A 20,241-nucleotide genomic window follows, 5' to 3' on the forward strand; every position below is an offset into this window, starting at 1 on the left:
GATGTTAATAATTCAAGTCTGTCCGGGGTACCTCAAAACACCGTGGTAAAAAAAAGCCGCGAAAAATATCGCGGCTTTATCAATACCTTAACTTATAGCTCTTTGTTGTGCTCGGACAGATATTTGGCTACACCTTCAGTGCTCGCCTGCATACCCTCTTTACCTTCCTGCCAGCCTGCAGGGCAAACTTCACCGTGCTCTTCATGGAAGTTCAGTGCATCCACCATACGCAGCATTTCGTCTACGTTACGGCCAAGCGGCAAATCATTGACCACCTGATGACGCACATTACCTTCTTCATCAATCAGGAAAGAACCACGCAGGGCCACACCAGCTTCTGGATGCTCAACATCGTAAGACTGGCAGATTTCATGTTTAATGTCTGCCACCAATGGATACTTAACGGCACCGATACCACCGTCATTCACAGCTGTATTACGCCATGCGTTGTGACTGAACTGTGAATCAATAGATACACCAATCACTTCGACGCCCCGTTTTTTAAACTCATCATAACGTTTGTCAAAAGCAATCAGCTCAGAAGGACAAACAAAGGTAAAGTCCAGCGGATAGAAGAAAATGACCGCCTTCTTTCCTTTGATGTTTTCTTTCAGATTGAAGTTTTCAACAATCTCACCATTGCCCAGAACAGCAGCAGCAGTAAAGTCAGGGGCAGGACGACCAACTAGTACACTCATCATTTTCTCCATTTTCTTCGTTGTAGAACGAGTAACAAAGCACTGTTTGCCACTCTTTGCATAAGACTATCTAAAGTATGGGCAATTAAGACAATTCCAAGGGAAAAAATTCGTTAAAGGCAGAAAAAATTGTGCTCGATTGATGCTGCGGCCGATAAAAAAGCGATCAATTGGGTTGCCATAATGCCAAATAGCAATTATTATCATTAGCAATGATGCAGGAGAATGATTAATGTTTGTGTGTCTTTGCCACGGTATAACCGACAAACAAATCGCCGAGACTGTCCGTGAACAGGGCATCGGTAATATGCGCGAGCTGCGTAAACAGCTTGGCGTAGGCAGTCAGTGTGGCAAATGTGTACAACTGGCCCAGCAGGTTGTCGATAATACCATTATCGACGAATCGTTATTCAAAGAGGTTTGCTGAACCAATAACATCGCCTGTGCGTAATCCTCTCAGCACCTCCCTTTTTTCGTTCTCTCAAGACAGTCGCTTTATACTTCTCTATACTAACCCTATGAGTTTATTCAGGGTAACGTTATGAAAGGTAATAAAGAACTGATAAAGCATCTGAACATCGTGCTGGGCGACCAGCTGATTGCCATCAATCAATATTTTCTGCACTCGCGGATATTTAAAAACTGGGGGCTGGACAAGCTCGCCAGCAAAGAATATCAACATTCAATCTGCGAAATGAAGCTGGCAGATGATCTGATGGAGCGAATCCTGTTTCTTGACGGTATGCCCAACTTGCAGGATCTCGGCAAATTACATATCGGTGAAGATACTTCAGAAATGCTCAAATGCGATATGAGTATTGAGCACAATGCCGTGTCCAGACTGCGCACAGCCATTGAATATGCCGAATCAATTCAGGATTATGTTAGCCGGGATTTGCTGGCAAAAGCTTTGGACAAAGAGGAAGAACAGGTGGATTGGCTGGAAACCCAGTTACTGCTTATCGGGCAACTAGGCATTGAAAATTATAACCAGTCACAGGTCGGTGAGGACTAAACAACAATGTCATGGTGAGAAAAGCCAGCCCCGGCTTTTCTCACCACTACGCCTCAGGAACGATCATCATCAGCTTTTAACAGCAGCTTCTTACTCTCTACCAGGCTTTTCTTGGCAAAATCACCAAACCACTGGCCTATGTGGAAAAACTCTTTAATAAAGGTTCCTTTGTCCCCCGCTTCCAATACTTCAAGAGCGGCGTTGAAGCGATGTTGAAATCGTTTTAACAGTTCGACGCTGTCTTTGTTGTTAAAAATGATATCGGCGTACAGGTCCGGCGATTGGGCAAATAAACGCCCCACCATCGCAAGTTCTAACCGATAAATAGGCGAACTGAACTGAATCAGTTGCTCCAGTGGCGGATTTTCGCCGGCCAGATGGGCGCCATATACGAACGAACAAAAATGGCGCATCACCTGAATAAAAGACATCGCATCGTCATGTTCTTTCGCCGTGGACTCATTAAGAATGGCACCCCAGCTCTGCATTTGTTCCAGTAGCCACTGATAGCGCTCGGGATAACGACCATGACAGACCACCACCACCTGCTTAACCAGGCTTGACACATCAGGACCGAACATGGGGTGCAAGCCCAGCACCGGACCAGAGTGCACCTCTAACATAGCGTTTAACGGCGCGGCTTTGGTACTGGTTATATCTGCCAACAAACAGTCAGAGGGTAAATCAGACAAACGTTGAATGACCTGTTCAGTAAGCTTCATCGGAACCGAAACCAGGACCAGACCCGCATCACAAAAAATCTCTGCTGACCTGTCCCAGTCGTCTTTTTCCAGGGCTTCTGCCTGGTAGCCACTGCGCTCAAACATCTCCAGGAATACTGAACCCAGGGCACCATGGCCACCAATAACAACTACTTTGCCGAGATCCGGCTTTGTGCACTGATAACGCACATGCTGTGTCTGGTACGACTCACGCATGATGCGCCTTAGCAGGTCCTCTATCAAATCCGGTGACAGCCCCAACGCGTCGGCCTCAGCCCGGCGCTTTTGCAATAGCTGCGCTTCACGGGCTGGCACGTAAATCGGCAAGCCGACCCGGCTTTTAATTTCCCCCACCTGTTTGGTCACTGCCAGCCGCTTACCCAGTAACGCCACCAACTCGCTATCCAGCGCATCAATTTGCTGACGCAAGTGAGCAAGAGGATCCGAATCCATGGTCATGATTATACCGCCCGCTCCATTTTTCTCATTCGCATCGGCAGCACGGTAATCAGCTTATCGCGGATTTTCTTCAGCAACTGTGCGGTTCCCTGCCAGTCGATACAGGCGTCGGTAATCGACACGCCATAGTCTAAATCCTTTAGCTGTTTGCCCTCACTGCTCTGATTTCCCTCGTTGAGATGACTCTCCAGCATAATGCCAATGATGGACTCATTCCCTTCGAGGATCTGATTCATCACATTAGTGGCCACCAGAGGCTGGCGACGATAATCCTTATTGGAATTCGCATGACTGCAATCCACAACCAGACCGGCACTGAGTCCGGCTTTGTTCATTTGTTCCTCACACTCAGACACACACACCGAATCATAGTTTGGTTGTTTGCCGCCACGCAGAATAATATGCCCGTCAGGATTTCCCTGAGTCTGAATCATGCTCACCTGCCCCTGCTTATTAATACCCATAAAACTGTGCCCCGAAGCAGCAGATTTAAGTGCATTAATAGGGATATCCAGACTGCCGTCCGTACCGTTTTTAAAGCCTACAGGCATAGACAGCCCACTGGCCATCTCCCTGTGTGTTTGTGACTCTGACGTTCTGGCACCGATAGCGGCCCAGGCGAATAGCTCAGATAAATATTGCGGGCTGATAGGATCCAGAGCTTCGGTAGCGACAGGTAACTGTAGTTCAGACAGCCAGATCAGTAACTCTCTGGCCTTACGCAATCCTGTCTCAATATCGAAACTGCCATCCAGATGAGGATCATTGATTAGCCCCTTCCAGCCCACAGTAGTTCTTGGCTTTTCAAAATAGACCCGCATTACGATGTACAGGCTGTCCTTGGTCTCTTCGTGCAGTTCTTTAAGCTTGAGGGCGTACTCTTTGGCGGCATCAATATCATGAATAGAACACGGACCACTGACCACCAGCAGCCTGTGGTCCCTTCTGTGAATAATATCGGCAATCGTTTCACGAGACTGCTGGATAATATTCAGCGCAGTCTCACTGACGGGCAGTTCTTTTGCCAGTTCATCGGGAGTAATAATGACCTGTTCACCGGATACATGAACATTGTTAATGGCGTCTTTTAACATAGGAGAAAAACCTGTTTGTAAATGGATAATAAAATAAAGAGTGGCAATAGAAAGTATGACACCGGCTGAGAAAACCGGCAGGAAAGATCAGCAATATCGGGATGTTTTCAATAAACTCCGTAACGTTTTCTTTACTTTCATATTTAAATGTATTTCTTTACAGGGATTGACTTTTTAACATTACCCGACTTGTTTGGCAAGCATTGCTACCCAAAAGTCCCGTAATTGCCCTGATGTGCACCAACAGGCAAGCGAATGTGCAGGTGTTCTGATGTTTTAACCCTTGATTGTATATATGCCGGGTTTTACCTTAAGCACAAAAGCACAGCATCACCACGTGGCAAACTAAGGAATAGCAATGTAATCAATGGGCACCATGCTAGCTTGACGGTGATCTGGAGCGCATCATCAGCCCTGAGCGAAAATCAGATAAGTTTCCGATAGGCATCATTCAGTTTGCGGGTTTTACTGACATCGCCTCCTTTGTCAGGATGGTGGCGATGAACAAGAATGCGGTACTGGCGGCGTATTTGCTGCGGACTGGCATCTTTGGGTAAATCCAGTACCGCCAGAGCCTCACAACGCTCCTGTTCCGGTACAATTCCGCCCATGCGCTGCCAGAAACCATCCAGCAATGCGTTCACATCCTCTTTGCCGGTGCTGTTAAAATTGCTCCAGTCCAGATAGTACGCCGCCAGAGAATCTGATTCACTCAGCGCATTACACCCGGGTGTATAAGGGCGCAGACAAACAGACATGGCACTGATGACCAGGTCTGCCCGCTGGCTAAGGCGCAGCTGATTTCTGAGCCGGTATAGCTGATTAAACAGATAAAAATGAGTCTGGAACAGGCACAAGGAATCACTGAGGTCGAGCCCGGCACTGAAGATCGCCACGTCAGGCTGCTTCAATACCGATATAAGCTTATGCTCACTTAGCCCCTGAGGGTACTTCAGCAGAAGCTCGTACAGGGGCTGGGTGATATCAGGGGCCTCAGTGTTCAATTAGTCTCCTGACTCCGCCACAATTCAGGGTGCCGGATACACATAACTGGACTGCAAGCCGAGAGGAATCCCCAATGCCCAGTAAATCAGCAGAAATGCGGTCCAGGCAAGAATAATGCAAACCGAAAAAGGCAGCATTAATGACAACAACGTTCCGATACCGGTGCCTTTTACATAACGCTGGCAATAGACCACAACCAGAGGGAAGTAAGGCATCAGCGGAGTGACGATATTAGATGAGGAGTCACCCAGCCTGTAAGCCGCCTGTGTCAGATCCGGTGAGATATTCAATTGCATCAGCATCGGTACAAAAATCGGCCCCAACAATGCCCATTTAGCCGATGCAGAGCCGACGAACAAATTGACAAAAGCGGTCAGAAACACCAGGCCAACAATGGTCACCATACTGGGAAGTTGCAGGGTTTTGAGTAACTGCGCCCCCTCGATGGCCAGCAAAGCACCGAGATTGGACTTGCCAAAGGCATCGATAAACAGGGCACAGAAAAACGCCATTACCACATAATAGCTCATGCTGCCCATGGACTTGCTCATGGCCCCGATCACATCTTTACTGGAGGAAAAGGTACCGGCCAGATAGCCGTAAACCACCCCGGGTAATACAAACAACAGAAAGATCAGCGGCACAATACTGTGCATCAGGGGCGCGGTAAAAGAGGCCAGGTCACCATCAGGGGCACGCAGTGGTGAGTCAACCGGCCACAACACCACAACCAATAAAATGATTCCCGCCAGCATGGTCAGCCCGGCAATGCGCAACGCTGTCAGCTCTTTCTTACCCAGGTCTTCAAATTTGGGGATCTCATCCGGATCACCATCTACCTGAGTATTCTGTAATCTTGGCTCAATAACTCTGTCTGTCAGCCACCAGCCGAGCAAAATAATCAGTACACTGGAAGCACTGGTGAAAAACCAGTTATTCAGCGGATTAATCTGGATTTGCGGGTCGATAATCTGCGCGGCGCTCTGGGTAAAGCTCTGTAGCAAGGGATCAATTGCCGAAGGGACAAAGTTGGCACTAAATCCTCCACTCACTCCGGCAAACGCCGCGGCGATACCTGCTAAAGGATGACGTCCCATAGCATAGAAAATCACCCCCGCCAGCGGGATCACCAGCACATAACCGGCATCGGTGGCGGTATGACTGACAATCGCTACCAGAATAATAGAAGGTGTCAGCAGCATTTTCGGCGTAGAGTCGAGCATCCGCTTGAGTCCGGCATTGATAAAACCGGAATGCTCCGCCACACCGACACCCAGCATGGCAACCAGGACCACCCCCAAAGGTGCAAAACTGGTAAAAATAGTGACCATTCGTGACAGAAAATCGGCCAGATTTTCTCCGGTTAACAGGTTATTCACCACGACAGGAGCATCGGTTCTTGGATCGATTGCACTAAAACTGGAACCTGAGAGCAGCGCCGATAACACCCACACAATGATCAGGCTGATCAGAAATATCACCGCAGGATCCGGTAACTTGTTTCCTACACGTTCGATCTTATCCAGCGCCCGGCTGGTCCAGTTAGTTGTGCTCACCGGAAGTCTCCCATATTTTTTTATTTTATTTATTGGTAACGGCCACAAAACTGCGGCCACGTCAGCTGTCTGGCAAGTTTGCCATAGACCATCTTCCATAGCCACAATCTCCATAAACTTGAGCAAAAGACTTGATTGAAAGCCGCTTAGATAACAGACTGGATAAAAATACTTATAAAAACCTGAAATGACTTGCACCCTGATTTATCACTTTGCGTCTCTGGACAGTCGTTTTTATGAAAGCGCTTAACTTTGTGGAATTAAGCTATCCGGGCCTCTCGCGACAGGCAGTACTATTGTCCTTTTTCACATTATTGCTGTGTCTCTTTAGTAAGAATAACCAGGCTCAGCCCAGGGTTAGCAACGCCAACCCAGGCAACGAACAGATACTCACCTACTGCGTAGATCCGGACTGGCTGCCTTATGAAGCCATTGAGCAGGGACAGCATACGGGAATGTCATCAGGGTATCTGCAGAGGCTGAAGCAATACACCGGCCTGCAGTTACAGTTCAGACCAACCGGGTCATGGAAAGAAACCCTGCAACTGCTTCGTGAAGAGAAGTGTCATCTCACTCCCATGCTCAACAAGAGTGAAGACAGAGAGCGTTTTTTAACATTCAGCGATGTATACCTCTATGCGCCAAATGTGCTGGTTTCCAGAAGAGAAGAGCCTTTTTTACAAGGGCTTGAACATATCGGTGACCGACGCCTTGCCATTCCAAAGGGGTATAGGCTACTGGAGTATGTTAAGCGGCATTTTCCTGATCTGGATGTTATAGAAGTGGACAGAGAAAATGCCGGCCTGATGGCCGTGGCCGATGGCAGGGCTGATGTGTTTGTCGGATCCCTGTATTCAGTCAATGCCTATGTGCAGCAACAGGCGTTGCTGGATCTGAAAATAAATGGCTGGGCCTGGCCTCAGGATGAACTCCGCATGGCGGTAATTCCCCGCTATGCCTCGTTACTACCTGTCATCAACGAGGCTCTGGCATCCTTCTCTGAAACCGATCACCTTGCGGTACAACAGCAGTGGAATAACGTCAGAATCATTGAGAAACAAGATTACACACTGACCCGAAGAGTGGCATTGATCACATTGATGATTATTCTGCTGTTGGCGGCATGGAACCTGATAATTCGCCGTTATAACCTCAAGCTGGAAGAGAAAAACGGCCAGCTGGAAAGTCTGAAAACCAAACTCGAAAATTCCAATCGTGAGTTAGAGTTTCTGTCTAATCATGATCCTCTTACCAAGCTCTACAACAGGAACTTTTTTAACACCAGCATGCAGCCGGATAATCGTGCAGTGAGTGAAATTCAGCGTTGCAGTCTGATTCTTCTGGACATTGACCACTTTAAAGAAATAAATGACGAGTACGGCCACAATGCCGGTGACAGTGTATTACAGGAACTGTCCAACGTGCTGAATCAATGCGTTCGGGAACAGGATGTTGTGGCCCGTTGGGGTGGGGAAGAATTTGTTGTTATGAGTCAGCAAGACAGCATTATTGATGCTAAAGCACTGGCCATGCGTATTGCCCAAAAGATCCAGAGCACAGAGTTTATTGTAAAGAAAACCATCACTTGTAGTTTTGGTATCGCCCGTTTGCAGGAACATGAGTCCATGACAGACTGTTTTGAACGCGCAGATAAAGCCCTCTATCAGGCTAAAGCAAAGGGGCGTGACTGTATTTGTATCAGCGAAGAACAGACCTGAGAGCGATGCCCGTAAATAAAGTTTAAGCTTTTTATCAAATAAGGACCAGTTATGACAATTTGGGTCGATGCAGATGCCTGCCCGGTAGCCATCAAGGACATTCTGTTCAGGGCTGCCGAACGTACCCGGACAGACACTATTCTGGTGGCAAATCAGCCCATGCGTACGCCTAATGGACGTTACGTACGCTCATTGCAGGTATCCAGCGGATTCGATGTAGCAGACGATGAAATTGTTCGCCGTGCACAAGCTGGCGACCTGATTATTACCAGTGATATTCCGCTGGCAGCAGAGGTGATTGAAAAAGATTGTCTGGTGTTGAGTCCGAGGGGGGAATGGCTGGATAAGAGCAATGTACGCCAGCGCCTTAATATTCGTGATTTCATGGATACCATGCGCGCCAGCGGCGCGCATACCGGCGGGCCGCCGCCATTAGGCCAGGCCGATAAACAAGCCTTTGCCAATAAGCTGGATAGTTATCTGACCCGCACTAAGGCACAGGTCAAATAGAGCGACTTCACCACTTAGATCGCGAAGAACCAAGAAAGATGGAAGGCGAATACAAGGATGTATTGTCTCGCGAACCGAAGGGTGAAATAAAAGGAAAGCTCAATGGCCAGGCTACGCGGGTAATGCCAGTACAAAGCAAAGAGTAAGCCTATGCCCGCAGGCGTTGCTGCTTCAACCTGTTTGTCGGACTAAAGCCAGAGCTACCGTCTCCATCATTCCTGTTGGGCGAAATAATTCAGCTCGCGGATACAGTGCTTGAGTACCGGGTTGAGAATGGTATTTTTGCCGTTGATGGCAAAAAACTCATGGTTGAAACGAAACGCATCACCGCCGATGGATACCAGTCCGAGGCCCTGAGCATCCTTCTGCACCAGCGAGTCTGGCAGCAAACCGAGATAGTTTCCTGTGAGCACCGCTGACAAACAGCTTTCGAAGGAATCAGAGAAAGTGTGAATGGCCATGCGCTGTTGTTCATTAACATAATTTGATGAGGACAAACCCGTGATCCCAACCGAGGCATAGTCCTCCAGGCGCACAGAATCCGGAAAATCATCGGTATATTTAGCCAACGGATGAGATTGATGGCAGTAAAGATGGCCCGCATTACTCACCCCCAAAGGGTGAAAGACCAGCGACTCAGGTTTGACCATATCATAACTGGAGACCACCAGGTGGCACTCTCCCGACAACGCCACATGCTCAATTTCATTATACAGACGGGTCTGAATATTAAAGTGAATATCATCAAACTTCTGCATAGTGCTCTTTACTGCTTTACTCACCGCCTGAGATAACTTCAGTGGCAGGCTCGACATCAGCACCAGCGTAATATGCCCGGAGTAGTCGTCATGCAAACTCTTAAGATTGAATACAAAGTTATCGAAGGCATTAAAAATACGCTTGGTTTCCTGGAACACCACCTCGCCTTCTTTAGTCATTTGAAAACCACCGCGCCCACGATGGCAAAGCACCAGATCCAGACGCTCCTCGAGTTTCTTGATCGCAGCACTGATATTCGGCCGTTGCATACGCAGAACCGGTTCCGCAGCGGTAAAACCATTACAGGAGGCTACAGCGTAGAACACACGCAGCAGCTTGATATCGGATTCTTGTAGTCTGTTCAGCATAGGTCTCAGATCTTGTTATAGGTATGCCAAAACATACTACACCCGTTTTTACTGCAGATGCAAATGTTCTGCCCGGAGGCAGATTGTTTTACGACAAGGCCACCAACTGCCGGCGTAAGGCTTCAACCTCATCCCTCAGCGCAGCCGCCTGTTCAAACTCCAGGTTTTTGGCATGTTCGAACATTTGGCCTTCAATACTACTGATCTTTTTCATGATCTCATCCGGCGAGCGTAACCCATACTTTTGTTCTGACTCCGCCACTTTGCGTCGCTTGTTTGACACCCAACTTCCGCCGAGATCCATCACATCGGTGACGGATTTTTTCAGACTGGTAGGGGTAATGCCATGTTCCAGATTATGGGCTATCTGTTTCTCACGACGTCGCTGGGTTTCATCTATTGCTCGCTGCATTGATCCGGTGATCACATCGCCATAAAGAATCGCTTTACCGTTAAGGTTTCTTGCCGCTCTGCCCATAGTTTGTATCAGGGATCGTTCAGAGCGTAAGAAGCCTTCTTTGTCCGCGTCCAGAATAGCTACCAGAGACACTTCCGGCATATCCAGGCCTTCCCGAAGCAGGTTAATACCTACCAGTACATCGAATTTCCCCAGCCGCAAATCACGTATAATCTCCATCCGCTCCACAGTGTCGATATCTGAGTGCAGATAGCGTACTTTGACGCCATGTTCGTCGAGGTAATCACTCAAATCCTCGGCCATACGCTTGGTTAATGTGGTGACCAGCACCCGTTCATCGACATTACTGCGCAGTTTGATTTCGGAAAGTAAGTCGTCTACCTGAGTGGCCACCGGCCTGACTTCAATTTCCGGATCGATCAAGCCTGTGGGCCGCACCACCTGCTCCACGATATCACCATTGGATTTTTCCAGTTCGTAATTGCCGGGCGTTGCCGACACATAGATTGTCTGCGGTGAAAGTGTCTCAAACTCATCGAATTTAAGAGGCCTGTTATCCAGTGCAGACGGCAGCCGGAAACCATATTCAACCAACGTCTCCTTGCGCGAGCGATCGCCTTTATACATTGCCCCAATTTGCGAGACCGTCACATGGGACTCATCAATGAACATCAGGCCATCGGCAGGAAAGTAATCGATCAGGGTCGGAGGGGGCTCGCCGGGATCTCTGCCGGACAAATAACGGGAATAGTTTTCTATTCCCGAGCAATACCCCAGTTCCAGCATCATCTCAATATCAAACTGACAGCGCTGACTGATACGCTGCTCTTCGATAAGCTTATTCACTGATTTCAGCTGCTCACGGCGATCTGCCAGTTCAACCTTTATTCTCTCTATGGCATCGAGAATTTTCTCTCTGGGTGTCACATAGTGAGTTTTGGGGAATACCGTGGCTCTCACCACGGAGCGCTCAACTGCGCCAGTGAGGGGATCGAACAGACTGATTTTTTCAATCTCCTCGTCAAACAATTCTACCCGGATACCTTCACGCTCAGAATCGGCGGGAAAGATATCGATCACATCACCACGAACCCTGAACGTCCCCCGCTCAAAATTCACATCATTGCGGGTATACTGCAACTCTGCCAGACGGCGCAGGATATCCCGCTGATCCATCAGATCGCCCTGGCGCAAATGCAGCAACATCTTCATGTACGATTCCGGATCACCCAGACCATAAATAGCTGAAACACTGGATACGATCACTACATCGCGTCGCTCCATCAGCGCTTTAGTCGCCGAGAGTCGCATTTGCTCTATATGATCATTAATAGAAGCATCTTTCTCGATAAAGGTATCGGTTGTAGGCACATAAGCTTCTGGCTGGTAATAGTCATAGTAGGAGACAAAATATTCCACCGCGTTATTGGGGAAAAACTCTTTCATCTCTCCATACAGCTGTGCAGCCAATGTTTTGTTATGGGCCAGGATCAGTGTTGGGCGTTGCACTTCATTGATAACACTGGCCATGGTGAAGGTCTTACCAGAACCTGTTACTCCGAGCAATGTCTGGCTCGCCAGGCCGTCATTCAACCCCTCAACCAGTGCCTCGATGGCCCTGGGCTGATCGCCAGCCGGTTTATAGGATGATACCAGTTCAAATCCTCTGCTCATGAAGTCGCTTCCTGAACGTTTTGACAATGGAGTGTCTGTTCGTATTGTAATCGCCGCCGAAACCACAAAAAAGCCACACAGGCAGTGATAAGGTTGGCCAGCACACCAGCCCAGAACATACCGGCCAGGTCATACACCAGGCTGCCAAGATAAGAGACAGGCACAAAAAACACAAACAGACGCAATATACTCAGCCACAGAGCACTCATTGGCCGGTGCAACGCATTAAACGAAGAGTTGGTCAGAATAATCACACCTTGCAGCCCATACCCGAGCGGTACGATCAGCAGAAAAAGCTGGATCAGTTCTGCCACTTTCTTTTCCTCGGCAAAGGCCATGGCAATATAGGGAGAGGCCAGCCATAACACCACAAATATTAAAAGTTGCCAGGCCAACACGAAACCGATGCACAGCATGTAGGCCTGGCGCACACGATGCACTTTACCGGCACCATAATTCTGGCTGATAAAGGGCGGCAAACTCATGGACAGGGCAAGAATCACAATGGATGCGATGGATTCCAGTCGATTTCCCACTCCCCAGGTGGCCACCGCCTCAGCACCATAGGTGGCCACAATCGCGGTAAGAATACCGTTAGCCAGAGGTGTGAGCATATTTGCGCCAGCGGCAGGCAACCCAATTCTGAGTATCTCGGTACTGGTCTGCCTGAACTCAGGCAGAGTTAACAGTCTGGGCAAAATCAACTGACGTTTATGCACCAGCAAATAAAGTATATAGATACAACCGCTGCCCCAGGCGATCATAGTGGCAATCGCCGCGCCCTGAATCCCCATTGCCGGAATCGGGCCAAAACCGAAAATCAACAACGGATCCAGAGCGGCATTGATGAGCCCTCCGGCGGCCATGATAATACTCGGTGTCTTAGTGTCACCGGCAGCACGCAGCACTGAGTTACCCACCATGGGAAAGGCCAGAAACACTCCGGCAAGGTACCAGATATGCATATAATCTTTTATATGCTCCATCTGTGTGTTGCTGGCACCCATCAAATTAAACACAGGCTCAATGGTCAGAAACCCTATCAATGCCAGACTGCCTACTAATAGCAACGACAACATCAGTGCGCCGGTACCAAACTCTCTGGCCAGATGAGACTTTCCCGCGCCCAGATAGCGGGCTATCGTTGCCGATGTGCCAATTCCCAGGCCAATATTCAGGCTGATCAAAGTAAAAGTAACGGGAAACGTAAAACTGATAGCCGCAAGTTCCTCTGTACCCAACAGACTGACAAAAAACGTGTCTACCAGACCAAAGGTCATCAGCATGATCATGCCCAGAATCATCGGCACAGTCATACGGCGCAACGTGCCGGGAATAGAGCTGTTCAACAGGTCTGGTTTATTGGTCTGGGTCACTGGGTCACTCTTGAGATTAACGGAGGAGCGATATGATAGGTGACTGCAGATAAGAAAACCATGGCTGATCGACCGACGGGTTAATCAGAGTGTTACAGATAGTTACTCCTCCCTGCCACAAAACACCAGGTTCAGCGGATTAAAAAGCTGATATACAGGAATTTTTATCCATAGGCAGAACAAATAACTAACAAGTCAATGGAATAATCGAACAGTTGTTGAGCGATTTATTCAGCCACAAGGAGAAACGCTTGTATATATTTGTTTTAATTGGCTTTTTATTTATTTCTTCCTATTCTGATAAATGACTATTGACAGCAACAAGATAAGTGCTTCCACTTTATTGAGAGTTTCATCAACATAGTTATCCACAGATTTAGTGGATAACTTCTTACTCGCCAATGATTGTGCCTGTTGTGCCTGAATGTGGACAAAATTTTGTAAGTCAGCACTAACCTTATGTGCCGGATAGCAATGTTACGTTTTTGTTAAAGGCTGTTTATCCATACAGATGACAAGCAGATTATAATATCAAAATAGAATAACTATCGTTGTTGATATACGCATCTAAAGAGTGACCTGTTTCCACTTTCTGACCTGCTTATCATCGCCAATTTCCACATTATTGGTCAGCAAACAGACAGAAAAGCATAAAGGGATAAAAATAATCGCATCCGCTGTTGACAGTAACAGATGGCCTCATTAATATTCGCCTCCGTTGAAAACAGCGCCAAATGTATTTGTTGTTTCTTTTCAGCGTGAATTTCTGCTCCCCCTTAGCTCAGTTGGTTAGAGCGACGGACTGTTAATCCGCAGGTCCCCCGTTCGAGTCGGGGAGGGGGAGCCAAATTCCTTCCACTACACATTACGATTCCCCCTTAGCTCAGTTGGTTAGAGCGACGGACTGTTAATCCGCAGGTCCCCCGTTCGAGTCGGGGAGGGGGAGCCAAATTCCTTCCACTACACATTACGATTCCCCCTTAGCTCAGTTGGTTAGAGCGACGGACTGTTAATCCGCAGGTCCCCCGTTCGAGTCGGGGAGGGGGAGCCATCTACCAGCACCATTCCATAGAAAAGTCAGATTAGTGTGCATATTTCTGCACAGAATCACACAGAATAACCCCAATAATATCAAGTTGTTAATCAGTACATAAATACGGATAATGGTGCCCCTTTTTTAATGCTCTGATAAGGCTGTGTACTAAGGCATGACTGAATACTTGCTGCTGCTCATCGGCACGGTGCTGGTAAACAATTTTGTGTTGGTGAATTTTCTCGGTTTATGTCCCTTTATGGGCGTATCAAATAAACTGGAAACCGCCATTGGCATGTCTATGGCCACGACTTTTGTACTGACACTGGCATCTCTGAGCAGTTACCTGATTGAGCACTATATTCTGATCCCCCTGGATATCGGTTACCTGCGAACGCTGAGCTTTATCCTGGTCATCGCTGTTGTTGTGCAATTTACCGAAATGGTCGTGCATAAAACCAGTCCCACACTCTACCGCTTGCTGGGCATCTTCCTGCCGCTGATCACCACCAATTGTGCGGTACTGGGAGTGGCTCTGCTGAACGTGCGTGAACAACATAACTTTGTTGAATCTGTCATCTATGGTCTGGGCGCCGCACTGGGCTTTTCACTGGTACTGGTTTTGTTTGCCGCCATGCGCGAACGGCTTGCTGCCGCCAATGTCCCTGCCCCCTTTAAAGGTGCTTCAATTGCCATGGTTACGGCAGGCCTGATGTCACTGGCCTTTATGGGCTTTACGGGTTTGGTTAAACTCTGATGTCGGTATTAGTTGCTCTTATCGCCATAGGTGCTCTGGCCTTAGTGTTCGGGCTAATTCTTGGTTATGCAGCCGTGCGTTTTAAAGTAAAAAGCGACCCGCTGGTGGACCAAATCGATGCAATTTTACCGCAAACCCAATGCGGGCAATGCGGTTACCCCGGATGCAGGCCTTATGCCCAGGCCATCGCTGAGGGCGATGAGATCAATAAGTGCCCTCCTGGCGGTGAAGCAACAATCAGACATCTGGCTGATTTAATGGGTGTAGAAGCCAAACCACTGGATAGCGCTCATGGAGAAGAAGACAACAAGAAAGTCGCCTACATCCGTGAAGATGAATGTATTGGCTGCACAAAATGTATCCAGGCATGCCCGGTAGATGCCATCGTCGGCGCGTCAAAGCAGATGCATACTGTATTGATTGAAGAATGCACCGGCTGCGATCTGTGTGTGGATCCCTGCCCCGTTGATTGTATTGATATGGTGCCATTGAAACCTACGGTCTCATCCTGGCGCTGGCAGTTAAACAGTATTCCGGTAAGAAACGTAGAGTAGTCACCATCTGATTTAATAGGATTTCCATTGCAGTCACTGATAGAAAAAATTCGCCAGGGCAGCTTCTCCGACTTTCCGGGAGGAATCCGTCCGCAACAGTTTAAAGAACTGTCTAATCAGAGTCCTGTTTCGCGCCTGCCGTTACCGGAAAAGCTGTTTATACCCGTAAAACAGCATATTGGTGTGGAAGGCCAGATAAAGGTGGCCATCGGTGATAAGGTCAGTAAAGGTGAGGCTCTGACTCAGAGTATGAATCCATTTGCCGTGCCGGTGCATGCCTCTACATCAGGTGAGATCACTGCAATTACCGAGCATGTTTCCGCGCACCCTTCCGGACTGCCAGAGATGACCATTGAGCTGACCCCCGATGGTGAAGAACACTGGGCAGAACTAACACCCATGCTGGATTACCGCCAACAGCCTAAAACCAAAGTTTTGGAGGCAATCTGCCAGGCGGGTATCAGTGGTCTTGGGGGCGCCGGTTTTCCGACTCACATCAAGGTTACGCCCAAAAAGGATATAGAATTCCTGATCATTAATGGCGTCGAGTGTGAGCCCTATATCAGCGCCGATGATCGCCTGATGCGCGAGCATAGCTGGCAAATACGCCAGGGGATAGACATTCTCTGCCACCTTTTAAACCCAAAGTATGTATTGATCGCCATCGAAGACAACAAGCCTCAGGCGATAAACGCCATGAAGGTGGCCTGTCAGGAAAACCCTGATTACATTATATGTTCGATACCCACGAAGTATCCTGCCGGAGGTGAGAAGCAGCTGATTCAGGTGCTTACTGACAGAGAAGTGCCCTACAATGGTCTGCCGGTGGATGTCGGTATAGTGATGCAGAATGTGGCTACCTGCTATGCCATTGCCGACGCCATTTTCACCGGCAAACCCCTGTTGCAAAGAGTCGTAACGCTGACCGGAAAAGCGTTGCAAAAACCGGGCAATGTCTGGGGGTTGTTAGGCACCCCGGTGTCACATCTGCTTGACCATGCGGGGTATACGCCTGGTAAGCGGAAAAAATTGATTATGGGTGGCCCGATGATGGGCTTCGAACTGGCCTCACCCGAAATACCGGTTGTGAAAATCACCAACTGTATCCTCGCTCCGGATGACAAGGAAATGCCTGAAGCTGCAGACGAACAGCCCTGCATACGTTGCAGTGCCTGTGCCGATGCCTGCCCTGCCGAACTGTTACCGCAACAGCTCTTCTGGCACGCTCAGGCTAAAGAGCTGGATAAGGCCAAAGACTATAATCTGTTCGATTGCATTGAATGCGGGGCCTGCGCGTATGTCTGCCCCAGCAAAATTCCGCTGGTACATTACTATCGTATTGCCAAAGCAGAAATACGCACCGAGGAAGACGAAAAACAAAAAGCTGACAAAGCCCGGGAAAGATTCGAATTCAGAAAACAACGTCTGGAACAGGAAAAAGCTGAACGCGAAGCCCGTCATCAAAGAGCCAGTGAGGCCCGAAAAGCTGCGATGGATAAGGATGGTGGCGATAGCCGTGCCCGTGTAGCAGCAACCCTTGCCAGAGCTAAAGCGAAACAAAATAGTGACCAATCTTCAACAGAAGCCACCGATAAAGTGGCTGCCGCAGTAGCTCGGGCAAAAGCGAAGAGGCAGGCAACCCAAAAAAGTGCCCCCGAACCGCATCAGACCGACAACACTGAACAGGATGATAAAGCCGCCAAAGTAGCAGCCGCCGTGGCCCGGGCAAAAGCGAAGAAGCAGGCAACCCAAAAAAGTGCCCCCGAACCGAATCAGACCGATAGCACTGAGCAGAATGACAAAGCCGCCAAAGTAGCCGCTGCTGTGGCCCGGGCAAAAGCGAAGAAACAGGCAACGCAACAACGTGCCCCTGAATCAACACAGACCGATAGCAATGAGCAGGATGATAAAGCCGCCAGGATAGCCGCCGCTGTCGCCCGTGCAAAAGAAAAGAAAAACAAGCGGAGCATTGATAAGCCTGAGCCTGAACAAACGCACCAGGACATCGATACACCGATGATCACCGCTGATAACGATAAGAAGCAAAAAGTAGCCGCCGCCATTGCCAGAGCCAAGGCCAAAAAAGCCCTGAAGGATAACAACTCATCATGAAGCTGTCTTTGACCAGTTCCCCTCACCAGTATCATCAACGCAGCACTGCTCAGTTAATGCGACTGGTTTGTTATGCCACGTTGCCCGGTTTTGCAGCACAATTGTGGTTTTTCGGCTGGGGCACGCTGATTCAGTTTGTTATCGCCGCTACCGTAGCACTGGCTACCGAAGCGCTGGTTCTGGAAATCCGTAAAAAGAACTTTGAGAAAGCATTGTCTGATTGCAGTGCCTTACTGACGGCATTGTTACTGGCTTTGTGTCTACCCACACTGGCCGAGTGGTGGGTAGCGGCCATCGGGGCGTTTTTTGCAATTGCGATCGTCAAACAATTATATGGTGGCCTCGGATTCAACCTGTTTAACCCGGCAATGGCCGCTTATATAGCGTTGCTGGTGTCTTTCCCGGTCGCCATGACCGCCTGGCTACCTCCCCAGGAGCTGGCCGCCAGAGGCTATGACTTTGTCGACGCCTGCTATCTGGTTTTGACCGGATTCACCGCTGAAGGGTATAGCCTGAATCAGATCCGCAATCTGGCCGATGGCTTTACCATGGCCACTCCGCTGGACAGTGTTAAAACCGATTTAGGTATGGGTCAGACCTATACCGAAGCGCTGACCAGTTCGCAATTCAGTGACGGGCTGGGCATCGGCTGGTACTGGATCAACCTGGCCTATCTGGCCGGTGGGCTGTTTTTAATCAAAGCCGGGGCGATTAAATGGCATATTCCGTTGAGTATGCTGCTCGGTATGGCACTTCTTTCCGGTATTCTGCATATCAGTAACAGCGATTTGTTTGCCTCCCCTGTTTTTCATCTTCTCAGCGGTGGCACCATGCTGGGTGCATTTTTTATCGCCACCGACCCCGTATCGGCGAGTACTACAGACAAAGGAAGATTAATTTTTGGTGCATCTATCGGTATCTGGATCATTCTTATCCGCACCTGGGGTGGTTATCCTGATGCGATTGCCTTTGCAGTGGTGCTGATGAATATGGCGGTGCCTCTGATAGATTACTACACCCGCCCGCGGACCTACGGCCACCGCCAGGTGAAAAACAAGGTGAGTAAACCATGACGAAGAGCATGCAAAAAAATGGTCTGATTCTGGCGGCATTTGCTCTGGTCACGACAGGACTCATCGCAATAACTGATGTGTTCACCAGCCCGGTTATTCAACAACAGCAACGCAATGAACTACAAAAGACGCTTAACAGTATTATTCCGCCGGACTGGCATGATAATGACCTGGAACATGACTGCACCAGGGTGATTGCGCCTGAGTTACTGGGTAACGCAGAGGAAAAAACCGTCTATCGCGCCAGACTTAACGGTCAGCCTCAGGCGCTGGCCATAGAGACCATGACACCCAATGGATACAGTGGTGATATCAGCCTGATAGTAGGCGTCGATATAGCTGGCAACGTCAGTGGGGTCAGAGTACTTCAACACAGAGAAACACCGGGACTGGGAGATAAAATAGAACGTCGTATTTCAGACTGGATTCTATCGTTTAATGGCAAATCCCTGACTCAGGAGAATCACAAAAACTGGGCTGTGCGCAAAGACGGTGGCGATTTTGATCAATTTACTGGTGCTACCATTACGCCCAGAGCGGTAGTCAACGCCGTAAAGAACACTCTGGAGTTTGTGGCTGGCCGTCAGGAAGCGCTGTTTCTGGCTGACAATCAATGTGGGCCACAAAGCATGTCGGAGAGCGAACATGAGTGAATATAAAACGCTGTCTCATCAGGGACTGTGGAAGAACAATGCTGCGCTGGTGCAGTTACTGGGGCTGTGCCCGTTATTAGCTGTAACCGGCACGCTGATCAACGGACTCGGTCTGGGGCTGGCGACAACGCTGGTGTTAATTGGCTCCAACACCACGGTTTCTCTGGTGCGAAACTGGGTTCCCAATGAAATTCGCATTCCCATTTTCGTGATGATTATCGCCGCCTTTGTCACCATAGTGCAGCTTTTAATGAATGCCTTTACGTTTAATCTTTACCAGTCGCTGGGGATTTTTATTCCGTTGATCGTGACCAACTGCGCCATCATCGGCCGCGCCGAAGCCTATGCGTCTAAAAATCCTATAAAATTCGCTGCCTTCGATGGACTGATGATGGGTATCGGGTTTTCAATGGTACTGATTCTGCTCGGTGCCATGCGCGAACTGCTCGGCTATGGCACGCTATTCGTCGGTGCCGAGTTTCTGTTGGGTGACTGGGCCCGATCTTTATTAATCACGGTATTTCAGACCGAGCATAATTTCTTGCTGGCTATTTTACCGCCGGGCGCCTTTATTGGTATGGGGCTGTTGATCGCACTCAAGAATACACTCGACAAACGCTTTCAGGAACTGGCACGGGCGCCGGAAAAAGTCGTAGAACGTGCCCGGGTCACAGCAGAAAACTAAAG

Annotated in this window: 18 protein-coding genes and 3 tRNA genes; 13 read left to right on the plus strand and 8 right to left on the minus strand. The window is 48.9% G+C overall.

The genetic code is table 11. The annotated features are described in order from the left end of the window. Window positions 1-92: 92 nt before the first annotated feature. Window positions 93-698, minus strand: a complete 606-nt coding sequence (locus tag CDA54_RS05210) for a peroxiredoxin (protein ID WP_099033951.1) — start codon at window positions 696-698, stop codon at window positions 93-95. A 232-nt stretch (window positions 699-930) separates the two neighbouring features. On the opposite strand from CDA54_RS05210, the gene CDA54_RS05215 reads away from it, so the two are divergent. After that, entirely contained in the window at window positions 931-1,125 is a 195-nt protein-coding gene (locus CDA54_RS05215; RefSeq protein WP_099033952.1) for a bacterioferritin-associated ferredoxin, read from the plus strand. Between the two features lie 114 nt (window positions 1,126-1,239). Then, a complete protein-coding gene (gene bfr / locus CDA54_RS05220; RefSeq protein WP_099033953.1) occupies window positions 1,240-1,713 on the plus strand; it encodes a bacterioferritin in 474 nt (157 codons plus the stop codon). Window positions 1,714-1,766: 53 nt separating this feature from the next. Here the strand turns inward: bfr and tyrA are convergent, their stop codons facing one another. The 4 genes from tyrA to CDA54_RS05240 form a co-directional block, all read right to left on the minus strand. Next, window positions 1,767-2,894, minus strand: coding sequence for a bifunctional chorismate mutase/prephenate dehydrogenase (tyrA, locus tag CDA54_RS05225; protein WP_373286074.1), 1,128 nt, complete (start codon window positions 2,892-2,894; stop codon window positions 1,767-1,769). 2 nt (window positions 2,895-2,896) lie between these two features. Further along, window positions 2,897-3,988, minus strand: a complete 1,092-nt coding sequence (locus tag CDA54_RS05230) for a 3-deoxy-7-phosphoheptulonate synthase (protein WP_099033954.1) — start codon at window positions 3,986-3,988, stop codon at window positions 2,897-2,899. Between the two features lie 425 nt (window positions 3,989-4,413). Further along, a complete protein-coding gene (locus CDA54_RS05235) occupies window positions 4,414-4,992 on the minus strand; it encodes a DNA-J related domain-containing protein (protein ID WP_099033955.1) in 579 nt (192 codons plus the stop codon). 24 nt (window positions 4,993-5,016) lie between these two features. After that, on the minus strand, window positions 5,017-6,549 hold the full coding sequence (locus CDA54_RS05240) for an AbgT family transporter (RefSeq protein ID WP_229748068.1): 1,533 nt from the start codon (window positions 6,547-6,549) through the stop codon (window positions 5,017-5,019). A gap of 236 nt (window positions 6,550-6,785) precedes the next feature. On the opposite strand from CDA54_RS05240, the gene CDA54_RS05245 reads away from it, so the two are divergent. Further along, complete coding sequence (locus tag CDA54_RS05245; protein ID WP_099033956.1) at window positions 6,786-8,267, plus strand: diguanylate cyclase; 1,482 nt, start codon at window positions 6,786-6,788, stop codon at window positions 8,265-8,267. A gap of 51 nt (window positions 8,268-8,318) precedes the next feature. After that, the gene (locus CDA54_RS05250) at window positions 8,319-8,777 is read left to right on the plus strand and encodes a YaiI/YqxD family protein (RefSeq protein ID WP_099033957.1); all 459 of its coding nucleotides are present in this window, start codon (window positions 8,319-8,321) and stop codon (window positions 8,775-8,777) included. Between the two features lie 212 nt (window positions 8,778-8,989). Here CDA54_RS05250 and CDA54_RS05255 read toward each other — a convergent pair whose 3' ends face one another. The 3 genes from CDA54_RS05255 to CDA54_RS05265 form a co-directional block, all read right to left on the minus strand. Beyond that, window positions 8,990-9,904 carry a LysR family transcriptional regulator gene (locus tag CDA54_RS05255; RefSeq protein ID WP_099033958.1) on the minus strand — a complete coding sequence of 305 codons (915 nt, stop codon included), beginning with the start codon at window positions 9,902-9,904 and terminating at the stop codon, window positions 8,990-8,992. Between the two features lie 88 nt (window positions 9,905-9,992). Continuing rightward, window positions 9,993-11,996 carry an excinuclease ABC subunit UvrB gene (gene uvrB, locus CDA54_RS05260; protein ID WP_099033959.1) on the minus strand — a complete coding sequence of 668 codons (2,004 nt, stop codon included), beginning with the start codon at window positions 11,994-11,996 and terminating at the stop codon, window positions 9,993-9,995. Then, window positions 11,993-13,312, minus strand: a complete 1,320-nt coding sequence (locus CDA54_RS05265; RefSeq protein ID WP_373286076.1) for an MATE family efflux transporter — start codon at window positions 13,310-13,312, stop codon at window positions 11,993-11,995. The genes uvrB and CDA54_RS05265 overlap by 4 nt, the downstream gene beginning before the upstream one ends. A gap of 830 nt (window positions 13,313-14,142) precedes the next feature. Between CDA54_RS05265 and CDA54_RS05270 the strand changes: the two genes are divergently transcribed. The 9 genes from CDA54_RS05270 (at window position 14,143) to CDA54_RS05310 (ending at window position 20,239) form a co-directional block, all read left to right on the plus strand. After that, window positions 14,143-14,219, plus strand: a tRNA-Asn gene (locus tag CDA54_RS05270). Between the two features lie 25 nt (window positions 14,220-14,244). Then, a tRNA-Asn gene (locus CDA54_RS05275) sits at window positions 14,245-14,321 on the plus strand. 25 nt (window positions 14,322-14,346) lie between these two features. After that, a tRNA-Asn gene (locus CDA54_RS05280) sits at window positions 14,347-14,423 on the plus strand. 157 nt (window positions 14,424-14,580) lie between these two features. Then, a complete protein-coding gene (rsxA, locus tag CDA54_RS05285) occupies window positions 14,581-15,162 on the plus strand; it encodes an electron transport complex subunit RsxA (protein ID WP_099033960.1) in 582 nt (193 codons plus the stop codon). Further along, window positions 15,162-15,716 (plus strand): electron transport complex subunit RsxB, encoded by a 555-nt coding sequence (gene rsxB / locus CDA54_RS05290; protein ID WP_099033961.1) that lies wholly within the window; start codon window positions 15,162-15,164, stop codon window positions 15,714-15,716. The genes rsxA and rsxB overlap by 1 nt, the downstream gene beginning before the upstream one ends. A gap of 27 nt (window positions 15,717-15,743) precedes the next feature. Then, complete coding sequence (gene rsxC / locus CDA54_RS05295; protein ID WP_229748069.1) at window positions 15,744-17,828, plus strand: electron transport complex subunit RsxC; 2,085 nt, start codon at window positions 15,744-15,746, stop codon at window positions 17,826-17,828. Then, on the plus strand, window positions 17,825-18,901 hold the full coding sequence (rsxD, locus tag CDA54_RS05300) for an electron transport complex subunit RsxD (protein ID WP_099033963.1): 1,077 nt from the start codon (window positions 17,825-17,827) through the stop codon (window positions 18,899-18,901). The genes rsxC and rsxD overlap by 4 nt, the downstream gene beginning before the upstream one ends. Then, the gene (gene rsxG / locus CDA54_RS05305; RefSeq protein ID WP_099033964.1) at window positions 18,898-19,554 is read left to right on the plus strand and encodes an electron transport complex subunit RsxG; all 657 of its coding nucleotides are present in this window, start codon (window positions 18,898-18,900) and stop codon (window positions 19,552-19,554) included. Before rsxD ends, rsxG begins: the two co-directional genes overlap by 4 nt. After that, window positions 19,547-20,239, plus strand: coding sequence for an electron transport complex subunit E (locus CDA54_RS05310; protein WP_099033965.1), 693 nt, complete (start codon window positions 19,547-19,549; stop codon window positions 20,237-20,239). Before rsxG ends, CDA54_RS05310 begins: the two co-directional genes overlap by 8 nt. Window positions 20,240-20,241: the final 2 nt, after the last annotated feature.

Source organism: Lacimicrobium alkaliphilum, from assembly GCF_002591895.1.
Taxonomy (GTDB): Bacteria; Pseudomonadota; Gammaproteobacteria; order Enterobacterales; family Alteromonadaceae; genus Lacimicrobium; species Lacimicrobium alkaliphilum.

What these genes read in the sequence shown, in the direction of transcription:
- CDA54_RS05210 (WP_099033951.1), bottom strand. Translation starts at nt 698, where the DNA reads ATGAGTGTACTAGTTGGTCGTCCTGCCCCTGACTTTACTGCTGCTGCT.
- CDA54_RS05215 (WP_099033952.1), top strand. Translation starts at nt 931, where the DNA reads ATGTTTGTGTGTCTTTGCCACGGTATAACCGACAAACAAATCGCCGAG.
- bfr (WP_099033953.1), top strand. Translation starts at nt 1,240, where the DNA reads ATGAAAGGTAATAAAGAACTGATAAAGCATCTGAACATCGTGCTGGGC.
- tyrA (WP_373286074.1), bottom strand. Translation starts at nt 2,894, where the DNA reads ATGACCATGGATTCGGATCCTCTTGCTCACTTGCGTCAGCAAATTGAT.
- CDA54_RS05230 (WP_099033954.1), bottom strand. Translation starts at nt 3,988, where the DNA reads ATGTTAAAAGACGCCATTAACAATGTTCATGTATCCGGTGAACAGGTC.
- CDA54_RS05245 (WP_099033956.1), top strand. Translation starts at nt 6,786, where the DNA reads ATGAAAGCGCTTAACTTTGTGGAATTAAGCTATCCGGGCCTCTCGCGA.
- CDA54_RS05250 (WP_099033957.1), top strand. Translation starts at nt 8,319, where the DNA reads ATGACAATTTGGGTCGATGCAGATGCCTGCCCGGTAGCCATCAAGGAC.
- CDA54_RS05255 (WP_099033958.1), bottom strand. Translation starts at nt 9,904, where the DNA reads ATGCTGAACAGACTACAAGAATCCGATATCAAGCTGCTGCGTGTGTTC.
- uvrB (WP_099033959.1), bottom strand. Translation starts at nt 11,996, where the DNA reads ATGAGCAGAGGATTTGAACTGGTATCATCCTATAAACCGGCTGGCGAT.
- CDA54_RS05265 (WP_373286076.1), bottom strand. Translation starts at nt 13,312, where the DNA reads ATGACTGTGCCGATGATTCTGGGCATGATCATGCTGATGACCTTTGGT.
- rsxA (WP_099033960.1), top strand. Translation starts at nt 14,581, where the DNA reads ATGACTGAATACTTGCTGCTGCTCATCGGCACGGTGCTGGTAAACAAT.
- rsxB (WP_099033961.1), top strand. Translation starts at nt 15,162, where the DNA reads ATGTCGGTATTAGTTGCTCTTATCGCCATAGGTGCTCTGGCCTTAGTG.
- rsxD (WP_099033963.1), top strand. Translation starts at nt 17,825, where the DNA reads ATGAAGCTGTCTTTGACCAGTTCCCCTCACCAGTATCATCAACGCAGC.
- rsxG (WP_099033964.1), top strand. Translation starts at nt 18,898, where the DNA reads ATGACGAAGAGCATGCAAAAAAATGGTCTGATTCTGGCGGCATTTGCT.
- CDA54_RS05310 (WP_099033965.1), top strand. Translation starts at nt 19,547, where the DNA reads ATGAGTGAATATAAAACGCTGTCTCATCAGGGACTGTGGAAGAACAAT.